This window comes from Saccharopolyspora antiqui (genome assembly GCF_052246905.1).
Classification (GTDB): domain Bacteria; phylum Actinomycetota; class Actinomycetes; order Mycobacteriales; family Pseudonocardiaceae; genus Saccharopolyspora.
The window spans coordinates 74,905-91,338 of the sequence record NZ_JBQQBO010000022.1; the positions used below are offsets into that span (position 1 = coordinate 74,905).

Consider the following 16,434-nt stretch of genomic DNA (forward strand, 5'->3'; position numbering starts at 1 on the left):
GTGGCGATTTCGCGCGAAATCGCCAGGTCTGCTACCCGCACCGCTGCGCAAGCCATTTAAAACAGTCCTCTCACACCGTTGCCCGTGCCAGGCGTTTTGGGATGTCCTTGGTGGGGTCCAGGAACGGCTTCTCGACGACTACGGCTTCCTGCGGGCCGTGCTGGGTGTGCACCACGAGCTCGGTGCCCAGCTCGTGGTAGGCGATCGGCACCATCGCGTAGCCGATGTTGCGCCCCAGGCGCGGCGAGTGGCAGGCCGAGGTGACCTCGCCGATGCGCAGCCCGTGCGGGTCGTGCACGTCGAAGACGTCGATCATCTCGCCGTCGTTGAACGAACCCACGCTCGGACCACCGATCTCCACGCCGACCAGCTTGCGGGAGATGCCCTCGTTCTTGATCCGGCACAGCGCGTCCTTGCCGATGAAGTCGGCCTCCTGGTCGAGGTCGACCATCCAGGTCTTCTCGAAGCCGTAGCCCACCTCGAACGGATTGGTGTCGTAGGTGATGTCGCAGCCCCACGAGAGGATTCCGGCCTCGATGCGGCGGATGTGGCAGGGTCCGATCACCGACAGGTCGTGCGGCCGCCCGGCCTCCCAGATGGTGTCCCACAGCTTGACGCCGTCCCGGCTGGCGTTGTGCAGGTAGATCTCGTAGCCGAGTTCGGCGGTGTAGCCGGTGCGCGACACCACCACCTGCATGCCGTCGAGCTCCCGGTCCACGGCGTAGTAGTACGGAACGTCCAAAATGGACTCACCGAAGAGATCCACCAGCACATCCCGCGACTTCGGTCCCTGGACCTGCACCGGGGCCACGTCGGGCTCGCGGATCCGCACGTCCATCCCGAGGTTGTGCGCCAGGCCCTTCGCCCACAGCAGCACGTCGCTGTCGGCCAGCGACAGCCAGAAGTGGTTCTCGCCGAGCCGCAGCAGCACCGGGTCGTTGATGATGCCGCCGTCCTCGGCGGTGACGAACACGTACTTGCACTGCCCGACCTTGCACTTGGTGAGGTCTCGGGGCACGAGCATGTTGGTGAACTCGAACGCGTCGGGTCCGGTGATCTCCACCTGCCGCTCGACGCCGACGTCCCACAGCGTCACGCCTTCCAACAACGCCCAGTACTCGCCGATCGGGTCGCCGTAGTGGCGGGCGTGGTAGGTGTGGTTGTAGACGCTGTAAAGGCCGACGCCGTGCCGCCGCGAGGCGTAGAAGAACGGCGACTTCCGGATGCGCGGGTAGAGCAGGACACCGGGGTTCGGGTTAATGCTCATGGCTTGCTCCTAATGGGTCCGAGTAGCGGGATGTGGGTAGGCGATACCCACACCACTGGCCGATCGCCACGGCCGGGCGGTTTGCAGATCTGGTAGGGGGAATGCGCCGATCAGCGGCGCATTCGGGTCATCTCGGGGTCGAACACGGGATCAGCGACGACCGTGGCCGGATGTCGCTGGTCGAAGTAGGACACCCGCACCGGGGTGCCCGCACCGGAGCAGTCGGCCGGTAGCCACGCGTAGGCGAGGCTCGCTCCGACGCTGTAGCCGTAACCGGCGCTCGTGGTGAAACCGACTGCCCCACCACCGGATCCATCGGCGAACACCGGCTCGGATCCCATCAACACAGTGCCGTCGTCGATCGTCAGACAGCACAACCGCCGCTGCGGTGCCCGCTCCCGGCGCCGCAGCAACGCGTCTCGCCCGATGAACTCGCCCTTGTCCGCCTTGACGGCGAAGGCGAGGCCCGCCTCGTCGGGATCGTGCAGGCTCCACATGTCCGCGCCCCAGGCGCGGTAGCCCTTCTCCAGGCGCAGGCCGTTGAACGCACCCCGGCCGCCGGGGAAGATGCCGTGCTCGGCACCGGCGGCGGCCAGCAGGTCCCACAGCCGTCGGCCGAACTCGGCGGAGGTGTAGAGCTCCCAGCCCAGCTCGCCCACATAGGACAACCGCAGCGCCAGCACCGGCACCTCGCCGACGAACAGTCGCTTGGCCCGGAAGAACCGGAATGCCTCGGCCGAGACGTCCCGGTCGGCCAGCGCGGCGAGCACGTCACGGGCTCGCGGACCCCAGAGACCGATGCAGCAGGTGCCGCCGGTGATGTCGCGGACCTGCGCGGTCTCGTCGGCGTGCCGCCGCAGCCAGGCGATGTCGCGCGGCCCGTTGCAACCGACCTGGAAGGTGTCCCGGTCCAGCCGGGCCACCGTGATGTCGGCCCGGATGCCGCCGGTGCGGTCCAGCATCAGCGTGTAGGTGACGTAGCCGGGTGGGCGGTCGAGCTGGTTGGTGGTCAGCCGTTGCAGCAGGTCGAGCGCGCCTCGCCCGCGGACTTCCGCCCGAGGAAGGGAAGTCATGTCATACATCGCAACTCGCTCGCGGGTGGCCTGGTGTTCGGCGCCGACGATCGGGGACCAGTAGCGCCCTGCCCAGAGCCCAGGCTCGACGATGTCCCGGCCGTCGACCAGGGACTTATTGCTCTCATACCAGTGCGGTCGCTCCCAGCCGTTCGCCTCCAGGAACACCGCGCCCAGGTCGCGCTGGCGGTCGTGGAACGGGCTGGTGCGCAGCGGGCGCGGGTGCTCCGGCGGCTGCTGCGGGTGGATGATGTCGTAGACCTCGCGGAAGCTCTGCGCACCGCGCTCGGCCACATAGGACGGACTGTGCGCGAAGTCCTCGAAGCGGCGGATATCGGCCTGCCGAAGGTCGATGTCGGGCGTTTCGCCGGTCAGCCACTGCGCCATCGCGCGGCCGACCCCGGCGGCGTGGGTGATCCACACCGCCTCGGCGACGAAGAAGTTCTCGATCTCGTTGGACGGTCCGAGCACCGGCATGCCGTCCGCGGTGAACAGGAACAGGCCGTTCATGCCTTCGGCGATCTCGGTGCGCCGCAACACCGGCAGCAGTTCGCGGGCGTCGGCCCACGGCTTGGCGAAGTCCTCCGGGGTGAACGGGTGCACCGACGCCATGCCCTTCCAGCCGCCGCCCTCCGACGGTGCCTCCGCGCCCGCGCCGGGTGCGGCGGTGGGCTGCAGGTCGTTGCTGTTCACCGGAATCGCGCGGTGCTGGTAGGAGCCGATGCCGTAGCGGTCGTGGATCTGCCGGAAGTACATGGAGCTGTCCTGGTGCCGCAGGATCGGCTGGTCCACCTCGTCGGTGCCCGGCGGCAGGCCGGGCACCGGGCTGGTCACCGCGTACTGGTGCGCCAGCGGCTGCACCGGGATGGAAACCCCGGCCAGCCGACCGATCTTCGGGCCCCAGATCCCCGCACAGCACAGCACGGTCCGCACCGCCACGTCGCCACCGGAGGTGCGCACCGCGCGGATCCGTCCGTCCTGCACGTCGAACCCGATCACCTCGGTGTTACCGGCGAATCGCACGCCGAGCCGCCGCGCTTCGCGGGCCATCGCTTCGGCGGCGCGGACCGGTTTGGCGATCCCGTCGGTGGGCACGTGCAGGCCACCGTGGATGCGCGCCGGATCGATCTGCGGGATGCGCTCGTGCATCTGCCGCGGATCGAGCAGCTCGCCCTGGATGCCCCACGCGGTCGCCAACCCGAGCTTGCGCTCCAGGTCCGCCCAGCGCTGCGATGTCGCGGCGACCTCGATCCCGCCGACCTGGTGGAAGCAGGGGCGGCCGTCGAGTTCCAGCCCGGCGTAGCAGCGCACCGTGCGGGCGGCGAGGCGGCTCATCGTCTCCGACGGGTTGGTCTGGAAAACCAGGCCCGGCGCATGGGAACTGGAGCCGCCGGTGGCGAACAGCGGCCCCTGCTCGACGACGAGGACGTCGGTGATGCCCCGGCGCGCGAGGTGGTAAGCGGTGCTGCACCCCACGATGCCCGCCCCGACAAGGAGGATTTCAGCGCTCGAATCCATCGCTGCCGCCCTGTTGCGTCTACGACAACTCCCTGCGTTAAACGCAACAGTGCGCTTTGACCATGGGCCGCGTCAAGGACACGGGCGAGTCATTTTGAACGTCGATCTACCGGGTCGCGGATCGGGTCGGAGGCCACGCACCGTGGCCTCCGGGCGGCAGCGACCCGCCGAATGGATCAAGGCGGATCCCGTTATGGGCTAAGGGAATGCGGCCTGATCTGCGAACAGCCACGGGCTCTGCCGCTCGCGGGCGCGGCGCTCTCGGGCGGGCAGCGGATCAGATCAGTTGGCGGATGGCCTGCTCGAAGTGGTCGACGTGGGCGACCGCGATGCGGTCCGCGCGGTCGGCGTCGGCGGCGATGACCGCCTTGAGCAGTTCGCTGTGCTCCCCGACGTGTTCGGAGACGTCCGGCAACCGGTCGAAGAACAGGTGCCAGATCCGCAGCGCCAGGTTGTAGTACTGGCCGAGAGTGCCTTCGAGGTAGCGGTTGTGGGTGCAGCGGTAGATGGTGCGGTGCACCCGCGAGTCGACGTCCATGATCACCGGCTGCTCGCCGCCGAGGTTTTCGGCCAGTACCCGCAGTTCGTCCAGTTCGGACCGTTCGGCGTCGGTGGCGCGTTCGGCGGCCCGGCGCGCGGCGTGGCCCTCCAGGCGGCGGCGGACGTCGGCGATCAGCGCGTGGTCGGTGATGTTGACCTCGGTGACGAAGCTGCCGCGGCGTGGGTAGATCGCCACCAGCGACTCGGCCTCCAGGCGCTTGACGGCTTCCCGGAACGGGGTGCGTCCGATGCCGAGTTCGGTGGTCAGCGGCTCCTCCTGCACCGGCGAGCCGGGCGGCAGCCGCAGGGTCAGGATCAGGTCGCGCAACGTCAGGTACGCGCGCTCGGCCTGCGACAGGTTGTCGCCGGAACGGGAATTGACGGCTGCGGACACGTCTCGTAGCCTACCCGAAAGACTGATATATCAGTTGTCGTTCAACTTCTACTTCTAGATGTTCCCTGGTCGTCCTGGAGGTAGCCGTGGTCTTGACACGTCCTGTCCTGCCCGAGCCGCCGCCCAGGCTGTGGCGCAACCCGGAGCCGAAGCGGCACTACGAGGTGGTGATCGTCGGCTCCGGCGGCCACGGTCTGGCGACGGCCTACTACCTGGCGCGCAATCACGGCATCCGCGATGTCGCGGTGCTCGAACGCGGCTGGCTGGCCGGTGGCAACATGGCTCGCAACACCACGATCATCCGCTCCAACTACCTCTTCGACGAGAGCGCGGCGCTGTACAACCACGCCCTGAACCTGTGGGAGCAGCTGCCCGCCGAGCTGGAGTACGACTTCCTGTTCAGCCAGCGCGGCGTGCTCAACCTCGCGCACACCGAGCAGGAGGTCCGCGACTCCCGGCGCCGGGTGTTCGCCAACCAGCTCAACGGGGTCGACGCGGAATGGGTGCGGCCCGCCGAGATCGCCGAGCTGTGCCCGATCCTGAACCTCTCCCAGGACATCCGGTACCCGGTGCTGGGCGCGACGTTGCAGCGTCGCGGCGGGATCGCCAAGCACGACCACGTTGCGTGGGCGTTCGCCCGCAAGGCCGACGAAATGGGCGTGGACCTCATCCAGGGCTGCGAGGTGACCGGGTTCCAGACCGACGGCGACCGGGTGACCGGGGTGCAGACCTCGCGCGGCCCGATCGGCGCGGGCCGAGTCGCGCTCGCGGCGGCCGGGCGGACGACGCTGCTGACCGACACGCTCGGGCTGCGGCTGCCGTTGCAGAGCCACCCGCTGCAGGCCCTGGTGTCGGAACTGCTCGAACCCATCCACCCGTGCGTGGTGATGTCCAACCACGTGCACGTCTACTGCAGCCAGGCGCACAAGGGCGAGCTGGTGCTCGGCGCGGGCATCGACTCCTACAACGGCTACGGCCAGCGCGGCTCGGTGCACGTGATCGAGCGCCAGATGGCCGCGGCGCTGGAGCTGTTCCCGATCTTCGCGCGGGCGCACGTGATCCGGACCTGGGCGGGGACCGTGGACGTCACGCCGGACGCCTCGCCGATCATCGGGCCCACCCCGGTCGAGAACCTGTTCCTCAACTGCGGCTGGGGAACCGGCGGTTTCAAGGCCACCCCCGGCGTGGGCTGGGTCTACGCGCACACCATCGCCACCGGTCGGCCGCATCCGCTCAACGTTCGCTACGGACTCGAAAGGTTCACCACCGGCGCCCTGATCGACGAACACGGCGCCGCCGCCGTCGCCCACTGAAGGACTGTTATGGCTTGCGTAGCGGTACGGGTGGCGGAATCTCGGAGCCGGCCTTCGAAGTGGCTGGGGGCTCGCCCGGCGGGGGTGGGCGATTTCGCGCGAAATCGTCGCCTCCCGTGGGGAACGAGTGGCGATTTCGCGCGAAATCGGCAGTTCTACGGCCCCAACTCGGGTATGCCCGCAAAGAAGTCGACGGGAGAACGGAGCCCGCAATGCTGCTGATTCGCTGCCCCTGGTGCGGGGATCGGGACGAGACCGAGTTTCACTACGGCGGTCAGGCCCACGTCGACTACCCCGACAGCCCTGCCGACATCGACGACGCCGCCTGGTCGGAGTACCTGTTCGTGCGCGACAACCCGCGCGGGTTGTTCCACGAGCGCTGGACGCACACCGCGGGTTGCCGCCGCTGGTTCAACGTCGTCCGCGACACCGCGACCAACGAGATGTACCCGGAAACAGCCGGAAAGGTGGCGCCATGACACCCCTTGCGTCAACCTCAGTCCTCCCGAACCGCACCTCAGGGGAACGTGACGCAAACCAGCCACGCGAAACCCCGAAACGGGAGATTCGTGCTGCACGCAACCACCACTGTGAATCGCGGAGAGGCGGTACTGACCAGCCATGACACGCCTCGGGACGGGCGGTCGCATCGACCGCACCCGCACGCTGTGGTTCACCTTCGACGGCATCCAGCTCACCGGCCATCCCGGCGACACGCTCGCGTCGGCGCTGCTGGCCAGCGACCGGATGGAGGTCGGGCCTTCGATCTACCGCGACCGGCCGCGCGGCATCGTCACGGCCGACTGCACCGAGCCGAACGCGTTGGTGCAGGTGCTAAGCGGTGGTCCGGAGCCGCTGGTGCCCGCGACGCAGTTGGAGCTCCACGACGGGTTGCAGGTGGCGAGCCTCTCCGGCATCGGATGGCTCAGCAACGCCCCCGACCCCACGGTCTACGACAAGAAGTACGTGCACGCCGACGTCGTCGTGGTCGGCGCCGGGCCAGCCGGGATCGCGGCGGCGCTGGCAGCCGGGCGCAGCGGCGCGCGGGTGCTGCTGGTCGAGCAGGGCCGCGAACTCGGCGGGTCGCTGCTGGACGGCGGCGAGCGCATCGACGGCCGGACGGCGGACGAGTGGATCTCCCGCGCGGTCCGGGAATTCGTCGACCTCCCGGAGGTTCGGGTGCTCACCCGCGCCACCGCGGTGGGCCACTACGACCACAACTACCTGCTCATCGCCGAGCGCCGCCACAACCGCCAGCGGCTGTGGCACGTGCGGGCCCAGCGCGTGGTGCTGGCCACCGGCGCGCACGAGCGGCCGATGGTCTTCGCGAACAACGACCGGCCGGGCATCATGCTCGCCTCGGCGGTGCGCAGCTACCTCAAGCGGTTCGCCGTGCTGCCGGGTCGGGAAGCGGTCGTGGTGACCACGTCCGACAGCGCCTACCTGACCGCGTTCGACCTGGCCGCCGCGGGCGCGCGGGTGCGCGCGGTCGTCGACACCCGGCCGCAACCGCCGCGGCGACTCGTCGAGCAGGCCCGTTCGCTGGGCGCGCAGGTGTTGACCGGTTCGGCCGTCCTCGACACCACCGGGGACCTGCGGATCGCTGCCGCGCGGATCGCCGCGATCGACGACGAGGGGCTGCTCGCCGGGACTCCGGTGGACCTCGGGTGCGATCTGCTCGCGGTCTGCGGCGGCTGGAGCCCCGCTGTGCACCTGTTCGGCCAGGCGGGCGGCACGCTGCGCTGGGACCAGTTGGTGGCCGGGTTCGTGCCGGTGCAGAAAGCCGGGCTGCCCAGGGTGATCGGGGCCGCGCGCGGCACCTACGACCTCGCCGGTTGCCTCGCCCAGGGTCTGTCCGCCGGGGCCGAGGCGGCGACCGCCAGCGGCTTCCGGGTGGCCGCGCCACCGGTTCCGCCGGTGACCGGTGACCGGCCCGTCGCGCAGCCCCGTCCGCTGTGGCTGGTGCCGGGGGAGTCCGGTGACCCAGCACAGTGGACGGACCATTTCGTCGACCTGCAACGGGATTCCACGGTCGCCGACGTCTGGCGCGCGGTCGGTGCCGGGCTGCGTTCGGTCGAGCACGTCAAGCGCTACACCACCATCGGCACCGGCAGCGACCAGGGCAAGACGTCCGCGGTGAACGCCATCGGCGTCATCGCCGATGTACTGCTGGCCGAATCGCCGGGCGAGGTGGGCAGCACGACGTTCCGGCCGCCCTACACGCCGGTGTCGTTCGCGCTGCTGGCGGGACGTGATCGGGGCAGGCTGCACGACCCGGTGCGCACCACCCCGATGCACTCCTGGCACGTGGCGCACGGCGCCGAGTTCGAGAACGTCGGCCAGTGGAAGCGGCCCTGGTTCTACCCGCGTCCCGGTGAGGACATGGCGGCCGCGGTGCGGCGGGAATGCCTGGCGGCGCGCACCGGGGTGGCCATGATGGACGTGACGACGCTCGGCAAGATCGAGATCGTCGGGCCGGACGCGCCGGAGTTCCTGAACCGGATCTACACCAACGCCTTCGCCAAGCTCCCGGTCGGCAAGGCCCGCTACGGCGTGCTGTGCACCGCGGACGGGATGGTCTTCGACGACGGCGTGTCGATGCGGCTGGCCGAGGACCGCTACCTGATGAGCACCACGACCGGCAACGCCGCTGCGGTGCTGGACTGGCTGGAGGAGTGGCTGCAGACCGAGTGGCCGCACCTGGCGGTGCACTGCACCTCGGTGACCGAGCAGTGGGCCACGGTGGCGGTGGTCGGGCCGGACGCCCGGGAGGTGCTGGCCCGCCTGGCGCCGGACCTGGACGTCTCGGCGGCGGCGTTCGGGTTCATGGAGTTCCGGGAAACCGTGCTGGGCAACGGGATCCCGGCCCGGATCTGCCGGATCTCGTTCTCCGGCGAGCTGGCCTTCGAGATCAACGTGGCCGCCTGGTACGGCCTGGCGGTGTGGGAGGCGGTGCACGAGGCGGGCCAGGACTTCGGCATCACGCCCTACGGCACCGAGACCATGCACGTGCTGCGGGCCGAGAAGGGCTTCGTGATCGTCGGGCAGGACACCGACGGGACCGTGACGCCGCACGACCTGGGCATGGACTGGGTGGTGTCCAAGCGCAAGGACTTCATCGGCAAGCGTTCGTTCACCCGGCCCGACACCGCGCGCGAGGACCGCAAGCAACTGGTCGGGCTGCTGCCGGTGGATCCGGCGGAACTGCTGCCGGAGGGTGCGCACCTGGTCGAACCCCCCGATCCGATTGGCCCCGCGATGCCGTTGGAGCCGCCGGTGCCGATGCTCGGGCACGTCACCTCCAGCTACCGCAGCGCGATCCTGGACCGGACCTTCGCGATGGCCCTGGTCCGCGGCGGTCAGCGGCGCATCGGCGAGGTGCTGCACGTGCCGGTCGACGGCCGGTCGATCCCGGTCGAGGTGACCAAGCCGGTGTTCTACGACGAGGAAGGAGCCCGCCGTGACGGTCGCTAGTCCCGCCGATCCCCGGATCGGCACCCTGCCGCTGCGTCGCAGTCCGCTGGCCGACCGCGCGGCGGAGCTCGCCGCGCGCAGCACCGACGGGCCGCGTGGTGTCCGACTGGCCGAGGAACCGTTCCTGACCCAGGTCAACCTGCGGGTGCACGCGGGAAGCCCGGCGGTGGCCAGGATCGAGCACGCGCTGGACCTGGCGCTGCCGCACCACGAACCGAACCTGGTGTCGGGCGACGAGCACGGTGCGGCGCTGTGGCTCGGCCCGGACGAGTGGCTGTTGGTGGCCCCCGACGGCCACGCCGATCAGCTCATCGCATCGGTGCGCACCGCCATGTCGGACTCACTCGGATCCACGGTGGACGTTTCGGCGAACCGCACCACGCTGCGCCTGTCCGGCCCGATGGCCCGAGCGGCCCTGGAGAAGATCTGCTCCCTGGACCTGCACCCCAGAGCCTTCACCCCAGGCCACTGCGCCCAAACCATGCTCGGCCGAACCCAAGCCATCCTCTGGCAGCTGACCCCAGAACCCACCTACCGGATCCTCGTCCGCGACTCCTTCGCCAACTACCTGGCAGACCTACTCCTCGACGCCACCCACGAAGATTGTTGAACAGGTGAGGGGCACCTTTGACCGGCATAGTCGGTCAAAGGTGCCCTTCACTCATCACCTACCCGAGTGGGAGGGGATTGGGGTCGGGGGTGACAGCGTGGTGCTGAGGCGGCGGCGGTGCGCGGCGAACTGCTTGGGGCTGTTCATGGCGAAGACCGCTATCGTTCGGCCGCCGCGCTGGTAGGTCGCGACGAACCGGCGCGCCTTCAGCGAACCGTCCACGATGGTGATCTTGTCCTTCGGCCCCGCGTACCCGGCGAACTGCAGCGTCGAACCGTACTGCCGCGACCAGAAGTGCGGCACTCCGGTGTAGGCGGCCACGGTCCGCCCGGCGAGCAGGTTGCGCACCGCGACCGGGGGCTGGTTCATCGCGGTCGACCAGTAGTCGCTGCGCACCGTGTGCGGCCGGTGCACCGGCTGGTACCGGGCGATGTCGCCGACCGCCACCACGTTCGGCAGCGCCGTGACGCACCCGGAGTCAGTGACCACGCCGTCGCGCAGCTTCAACCCGGAGCCGCGCAGCCAACGCGTGGCGGGCTCCGCGCCGACCTCGACGACCACCGCATCGGCCGGGATCACCCGCCCGTCGGCGAGTTCCACGCCGGTGACCCGGTCGTCGGCGAGCACCCGTGTGGCGGGCGTACCGCAGCGCACCCGCACCCCGTGGTCCTCGTGCTGCGCGAAGCACAGCGGCGCCAACTCGATGCCCAGGGTCCGCGCCAACGGCAGGTGCTGGGCGTCGACCAGGGTGACCGCGGCGCCCAGCGACCGGCAGGTGGAGGCGATCTCGGTGCCGATCAGCCCGCCGCCGACGACCACCACGCGAGCCCCGGCGCGGATGTCGCCGCGCAGCGCGAGCGCGTCGTCGACGGTCCGCAGCCGGTGGCTACCAGGCGATTCCCCGCAGCCCGGCAGGCTCAGCCGCACCGACCCGGTGGCCAGCACGACGCCGTCGGCGCGGACCTCGCTGCCATCGGCGAGCACGACCGCCCCGCGCCGGGCGTCCAGCCGGACCGCGGCGGTGCCCAGCCGCCACTCGGCGGCGAGGTCGGCCTCTTCCTGCTCGCTGCCCAGCGCGAGATCTTCCGGTTGCAGCGTGCCGGCCAGGAACTCCTTGGACAGCGGCGGCCGGTCGTAGGGCCGGTGCGGTTCCGCGCCGATGATCACCAGCCGCCCGTCGAAGCCCTGTTCGCGCAGTTCCTGCGCCGCCCGCCAGCCGGCCACCGAGGAGCCGACGACGGCAACCGTGTTCATACTTCGATCACGGCGGGCGCCGCAGCTCCCGTAAATGACAACAAGCCGACCTCCGTTGCACAATGAGGAACAGCGCGTAGTATGTGCAACAAATCTGACCCTTTTGTTGCGACAACGTCAAGAGGGATAACGGATGGTTCCGGTATGTGCACCTCGAACGGATACGGTTGACCGGTGGGTAGCGCAGCTGAATCACGCGGAAGGAGCTCTGGCGCTCTGGTGCAGTCCGTTGATCGGGCTGTGACCGTCTTGGAACTGCTGGCGCGCAACGGAGAAGCCGGCATCACCGAGATCGCCGGGGAGCTGGGAGTACACAAGTCGACGGCCTCCCGGCTGGTCAGCGTGCTGGAATCACGAGGTCTGGTGGAGCAGCTGGGCGAACGCGGCAAGTACGCGATCGGCTTCGGCATCGTGCGGCTTGCCGGGGCGGCGACCGAGCGGATGGACCTGCCTCGACTGGGCCGACCGTTCTGCGAGCAGCTGGCCTTGGACCTGGGCGAGACGGTCAACATCGCGATCCGGGACAACGACGTCGCCATCAACATCAGCCAGGCCCGGGGCACCGCGGCCGTCACGGCGCACAACTGGGTCGGGCAGCGCACCCCGCTGCACGCGACGTCCAGCGGCAAGGTGCTGCTGGCGCACGCACCGCCGGATGACCAGGACGAGTTGCTGGTCCGGCAGCTGGAGCGGTACACGACTCGAACTGTCACCAATGCGGGCCAGTTGCGCAAGGACTTCGAGCTGATCGTCCGCGACGGATACGCGACCAGCTACGAGGAACTCGAACTCGGGCTCAACGCCGCGGCCGTCGCGGTGCACAACCACGAGGGCGACGTGATCGCGGCGCTCAGCGCCTCGGGCCCGTCGTACCGCTTCTCCCGCAAACGCATGCGCGACGTGGTGGGCGCGATGCGCGTAGCCGCCAAAGAACTCTCATCCCAACTCGGCTTCCTCGCCTAGCTGAACTTCCCGCGCGTTCACAACGATGAGGACGGGGTGAGGGGCACCCGTGACCAAGTAACTTGGTCACGGGTGCCCCTCACCGTTCACCCGAACGGCGTTTCAGTCGCGGGAGAGCCAGAGTTCCTCCAGATCGAGTTGGTGCATGACGCGGCGCAGCACCTCGTCGTCGATGCGGCGGTTGTCGCGGAACTGGATGAACACCGCGCGCTCGGCGGCGAGCATCTCGCCCCGAAGGCGGCGGTAGGCCTCGGTCGGGCTCTCGCCGAGCTCGTCCGCCGACCGGCCCAGTCGCTCCCAAGCCCGGTTGCTGCGCTGCTCCGCCGAGCGGCGCAGCCGCTGCACGATGTCGCCGGGCGGCTCGGATTCCGAGGTGAGCTCGTCGAGCCGTTCCCGCGCGGCTCGGGCGGCGTTGTGCTGGGCTTCCGCTTCGGCGAGCGCGTCGGTGTAGTCCTCGCTGCCCCGGACGCCCAGGGCGCCGATCAGCCAGGGCAGCGTGGTGCCGTGCAGCAGCAGCGTCGCCAGCGTCACGAAGAACGTCAGGAACAGCACCTCGTCGCGGTGCGGGAACGGCGCACCGGCCAGCGTGGCGGTCGGGATCGCCGATGCGGCGGCCAGCGACACCACCCCGCGCATCCCCGCCCACGACACGATCACCTTGTGCTGCCAGTTGGGACTGCGGCGCCTGAGCAGTTCCGGCAGGTACATCACCAGGAAGACCCACGCGCCGCGGGCCAGCACCAGGCCCGCGGTGAGCGCCGCCCCGGCGATCAGCAGCGGCCCGAAGTCGGTCGACACGCTCGCCGCGACGCTGCTCAACTGCAGGCCGATCAACGCGAACACGACCGCTTCCAGCAGGGTGTCGGCGGCGCTCCACACCGCCCGGTCCTGCAGGCGGGTCGCCGCGCTGCCCGAGGGCGCGTGATGCCCCAGGTAGAGACCGGCCACCACGACGGCCAGCACCCCGGAGGTGTGCGCCTCCTCGGCGACCAGGTAGGCCAAGAACGGCACGACCAGTCCGACGGCGCTCTCCAGCATGTCGTCGCGCAGCAGCCGCCGAAACCGGTGCACGATCCAGCCGAAGGCGTAGCCGATCGCCACGCCGCCCACCGTGGCCAGCAGGAACATGCCCACCCCGGCCAGCAGCGAGTAGCCGGTGCCGATCACCGCGGCGACGGCCACCCGGAAGGCGGTCAGCGCGGCGGCGTCGTTGACCAGGCTCTCCCCGCTGAGCACAGTCATGATCTTGCGCGGCAGTCCCAGCCGACGGCCGATCGAGGTCGCCGCGACCGCGTCCGGTGGCGCGATGACCGCGCCGAGCACCAGCGCCACGCTCAGCGGCATGCCCGGCACCAACCACCACGCGATGACCCCGGCGACCACCGTGCTGAACAGCACCAACCCGAACGCGAGCAATCCGATCGGTCGCAGGTTGGCGCGGATGCCGATGGTGGAGCTGTTCAAGGCCGCGGAGTACAGCAGCGGCGGCAGGATCAGCAGCAGCACCACGTTCGGATCGATCGCGTAGTCCGGCACGCCGGGAATGGCCGACACCGCCAGGCCCACCACGACGAGCGCCAACGGCTCGGAAAGGCCCGCCCGCCGGGCGACGGCGGTGACGGCGAGCGCCCCGACGAGCAGGGCCATCAGTTCGGGTAACTCGTGCATTTCCTCTCCCGTACCGGGCGTCGCTGCGAAGGCCGCGACCAGTGACTACGTTCGACACGACATTGTCGTTCGAGCCGCTGATACCGCGCTCGCCACCAGGAGGTTCCGATGTCCAGTAGCTGTGCGCACCTGCTCGCGGCGGCCGCTCGCGAGCCGACACCCAGCAGCGAAGACGGCTGCGAAGACTGCCTCGCGGCGGGCGAGGACGTGTGGGCGCACCTGCGGATGTGCACGCAGTGCGGACACGTGGGGTGCTGCGACTCCAGCCCGAACCGGCACGCCACCGCGCACTTCCGGCAGACCAACCACCCGGTCATCCGCTCCTTCGAACCAGGCGAGTCCTGGACCTGGTGCTACCTCGACGAACGGCTCGGTTGAGGTTGTAGACAGTCTCTACTCGTTTTGCGTGGCGGTGCGGGTGGCAGACCTGGCGATTTCGCGCGGAATCGCCACCCGCCCCGCATGGGAGACGGGGATTTCGCGCGAAATCGCCCACCTCACCCGAGGCGGACGGCCCGACACGACCACCTCAAAAACAGGCACTCAGGCAGTGCCTGTGCGGGGACACCCCGCACCCCGGGCGATCTCGGTCCGGGGTCCCCGACATCATGTATGCCGATACACCACGTCGAGGCTGTCCTCCCAGAGAACGCCAGTGGGCAGAGTCTGAGAACCCGCGGCGGCGCGAGTTGCTCAGGTGGGCTAAGCGGCTACGCCGCTTCAAGAACAAGACCAAAGAGGGGCTCCCAAGCAGAGCTCCCCGGCGCCCGTTCGCGGGTGCCGGGGAGCTCTGTTCGATTGGCCGGGTCAGACTTCTTCGGCGGCCTCTTCGATGGTCTCGCCCTTGCCGAGCCGACTGCGGTGCTGGCTGTAGACGAAGTAGACGACCAGGCCGAGCAACATCCAGATGCCGAACCGGATCCAGGTCCAGCCCTCCAGGTTGAGCATCAGGTAGAAGCAGGCGACCGCCGCCAGGATCGGGACCACCGGCACCCACGGCACCTTGAAGGCCCGCGGCAGGTCCGGCCGGGTCCGGCGCAGCACCAGGACACCGATGGACACCAGCACGAACGCGAACAGGGTGCCGATGTTGGTCATCTCAGCGAGCACGTCGATCGGGGTCAGCGAGGCGATGATCGCCACCACGACCCCGGTGATCAGCGTGATCCGGTACGGCGTGCGGTACTTCGGGTGCACCTTGGCGAACCACACCGGCAGCAGCCCGTCCCGGCTCATCGCGAAGCCGACCCGGGCCTGGCCCAGCATCAGGATGAGGATCACCGTGGTCAGACCGGCGATGGCGCCCAGCGAGACCAGACCGACCGCCCACGGCGCGCCGATCGCCTGGAACGCGGTGGCCATCGGCGCCGCGGTGTCCAGCTGGTCGTACTTGACGATGCCGGTCATCACCAGCGACACCAGCACGTACAGGACCGAGCAGATGGCCAGCGAACCGAGGATGCCGATCGGCATGTCGCGCTGCGGTTTGCGGGTCTCCTCCGCACCGCTGGCGACGATGTCGAAGCCGATGTAGGCGAAGAACACCAGCGCCGCACCGGCCACCAGGCCGCTGAGCCCGAACGATCCGACGTTGCCGAAGATGGCGTTCACCAGCGGCTGCTCCAGCATCGAGCCAGCCGCCCCGGGCTCCGCGGGCTGGTGCGGCGGGATGAACGGGCTCCAGTTGGCGGCCTTGATGAAGAACGCGCCGAAGATGATGAAGAACAGCACCACCAGGAGCTTGATCGCCACGATCACGTTGGTCACCGCGGCGCTGAGCCGGATGCCGACCACCAGCACCCCGGTCAGCACCAGCGCGATGACCGCGGCGGGCAGGTTCATCACACCACCTGCGCCGGGTGCCGCGGTCAGTGCGTCGGGCACTGCGATCCCGATGGAATCGAGCGCTTCGACCAGGTACTGCGACCAACCCACCGACACCGTCGAGGCGCCGATGACGAACTCCAGCATCAGGTCCCAGCCGATGATCCAGGCCAGGAATTCACCCATTGATGCGTACGAGAAGGTGTACGCGGATCCGGCGACCGGCACCACCGAGGCGAACTCGGCGTAGCACAGCGCGGCCAGACCGCAGGCGATGCCGGAAATGACGAACGAAATGCTGATACCGGGCCCGGCATCAGTGGCCGCGGCAACGCCGGTGAGCACGAAAATGCCGGTGCCGATGATCGCGCCGATGCCGATCCCCAGCAGGTCCACTGCCCGCAAAACGCGGCGCAACCGGAACTCCGGAGCTTCCGCGTCGCGAATGGACTGTTCGACAGATTTGACACGCATAATTGTCATGGGTGGCCTCCTCACCCTGGTGCCCCAGCAGGTCGGCTGGCCCGCTCGCGCCA

General features: G+C 69.4%; 12 protein-coding genes. 6 read left to right on the forward strand and 6 right to left on the reverse strand.

What is annotated here, in order from left to right; translation table 11 throughout:
* Nucleotides 1-70: 70 nt before the first annotated feature.
* From ACTWQN_RS28630 to ACTWQN_RS28640, 3 genes are all read right to left on the reverse strand, one after another.
* The gene (locus tag ACTWQN_RS28630) at nucleotides 71-1,267 is read right to left on the reverse strand and encodes a glycine cleavage T C-terminal barrel domain-containing protein (protein ID WP_443206703.1); all 1,197 of its coding nucleotides are present in this window, start codon (nucleotides 1,265-1,267) and stop codon (nucleotides 71-73) included.
* Between the two features lie 110 nt (nucleotides 1,268-1,377).
* Nucleotides 1,378-3,858 (reverse strand): GcvT family protein, encoded by a 2,481-nt coding sequence (locus ACTWQN_RS28635; protein WP_443206704.1) that lies wholly within the window; start codon nucleotides 3,856-3,858, stop codon nucleotides 1,378-1,380.
* 277 nt (nucleotides 3,859-4,135) lie between these two features.
* On the reverse strand, nucleotides 4,136-4,792 hold the full coding sequence (locus ACTWQN_RS28640; protein WP_443206705.1) for a GntR family transcriptional regulator: 657 nt from the start codon (nucleotides 4,790-4,792) through the stop codon (nucleotides 4,136-4,138).
* Nucleotides 4,793-4,878: 86 nt separating this feature from the next.
* On the opposite strand from ACTWQN_RS28640, the gene ACTWQN_RS28645 reads away from it, so the two are divergent.
* The 4 genes from ACTWQN_RS28645 (at nucleotide 4,879) to ACTWQN_RS28660 (ending at nucleotide 10,189) form a co-directional block, all read left to right on the forward strand.
* On the forward strand, nucleotides 4,879-6,105 hold the full coding sequence (locus ACTWQN_RS28645) for a sarcosine oxidase subunit beta family protein (protein ID WP_443206706.1): 1,227 nt from the start codon (nucleotides 4,879-4,881) through the stop codon (nucleotides 6,103-6,105).
* Nucleotides 6,106-6,317: 212 nt separating this feature from the next.
* On the forward strand, nucleotides 6,318-6,584 hold the full coding sequence (locus tag ACTWQN_RS28650; RefSeq protein ID WP_443206707.1) for a sarcosine oxidase subunit delta: 267 nt from the start codon (nucleotides 6,318-6,320) through the stop codon (nucleotides 6,582-6,584).
* A gap of 142 nt (nucleotides 6,585-6,726) precedes the next feature.
* Nucleotides 6,727-9,579 carry a 2Fe-2S iron-sulfur cluster-binding protein gene (locus ACTWQN_RS28655; protein WP_443206708.1) on the forward strand — a complete coding sequence of 951 codons (2,853 nt, stop codon included), beginning with the start codon at nucleotides 6,727-6,729 and terminating at the stop codon, nucleotides 9,577-9,579.
* Complete coding sequence (locus tag ACTWQN_RS28660) at nucleotides 9,566-10,189, forward strand: sarcosine oxidase subunit gamma (protein WP_443206709.1); 624 nt, start codon at nucleotides 9,566-9,568, stop codon at nucleotides 10,187-10,189. The genes ACTWQN_RS28655 and ACTWQN_RS28660 overlap by 14 nt, the downstream gene beginning before the upstream one ends.
* 54 nt (nucleotides 10,190-10,243) lie before the next feature.
* On the opposite strand, the gene ACTWQN_RS28665 is transcribed toward ACTWQN_RS28660, so the two are convergent.
* Entirely contained in the window at nucleotides 10,244-11,443 is a 1,200-nt protein-coding gene (locus ACTWQN_RS28665; protein ID WP_443206710.1) for an NAD(P)/FAD-dependent oxidoreductase, read from the reverse strand.
* Nucleotides 11,444-11,662: 219 nt separating this feature from the next.
* Between ACTWQN_RS28665 and ACTWQN_RS28670 the strand changes: the two genes are divergently transcribed.
* Nucleotides 11,663-12,406, forward strand: coding sequence for an IclR family transcriptional regulator (locus ACTWQN_RS28670; protein ID WP_443206711.1), 744 nt, complete (start codon nucleotides 11,663-11,665; stop codon nucleotides 12,404-12,406).
* 102 nt (nucleotides 12,407-12,508) lie between these two features.
* On the opposite strand, the gene ACTWQN_RS28675 is transcribed toward ACTWQN_RS28670, so the two are convergent.
* Nucleotides 12,509-14,074 carry a Na+/H+ antiporter gene (locus ACTWQN_RS28675; protein WP_443206712.1) on the reverse strand — a complete coding sequence of 522 codons (1,566 nt, stop codon included), beginning with the start codon at nucleotides 14,072-14,074 and terminating at the stop codon, nucleotides 12,509-12,511.
* Between the two features lie 108 nt (nucleotides 14,075-14,182).
* Here ACTWQN_RS28675 and ACTWQN_RS28680 point away from each other — a divergent pair, with 108 nt between their 5' ends.
* Nucleotides 14,183-14,452: a UBP-type zinc finger domain-containing protein gene (locus ACTWQN_RS28680; protein ID WP_443206713.1), complete on the forward strand. Its 270-nt coding sequence runs from the start codon at nucleotides 14,183-14,185 to the stop codon at nucleotides 14,450-14,452.
* Between the two features lie 429 nt (nucleotides 14,453-14,881).
* Here the strand turns inward: ACTWQN_RS28680 and ACTWQN_RS28685 are convergent, their stop codons facing one another.
* Nucleotides 14,882-16,381, reverse strand: a complete 1,500-nt coding sequence (locus tag ACTWQN_RS28685; protein ID WP_443206714.1) for an amino acid permease — start codon at nucleotides 16,379-16,381, stop codon at nucleotides 14,882-14,884.
* Between the last annotated feature and the right edge of the window lie 53 nt (nucleotides 16,382-16,434).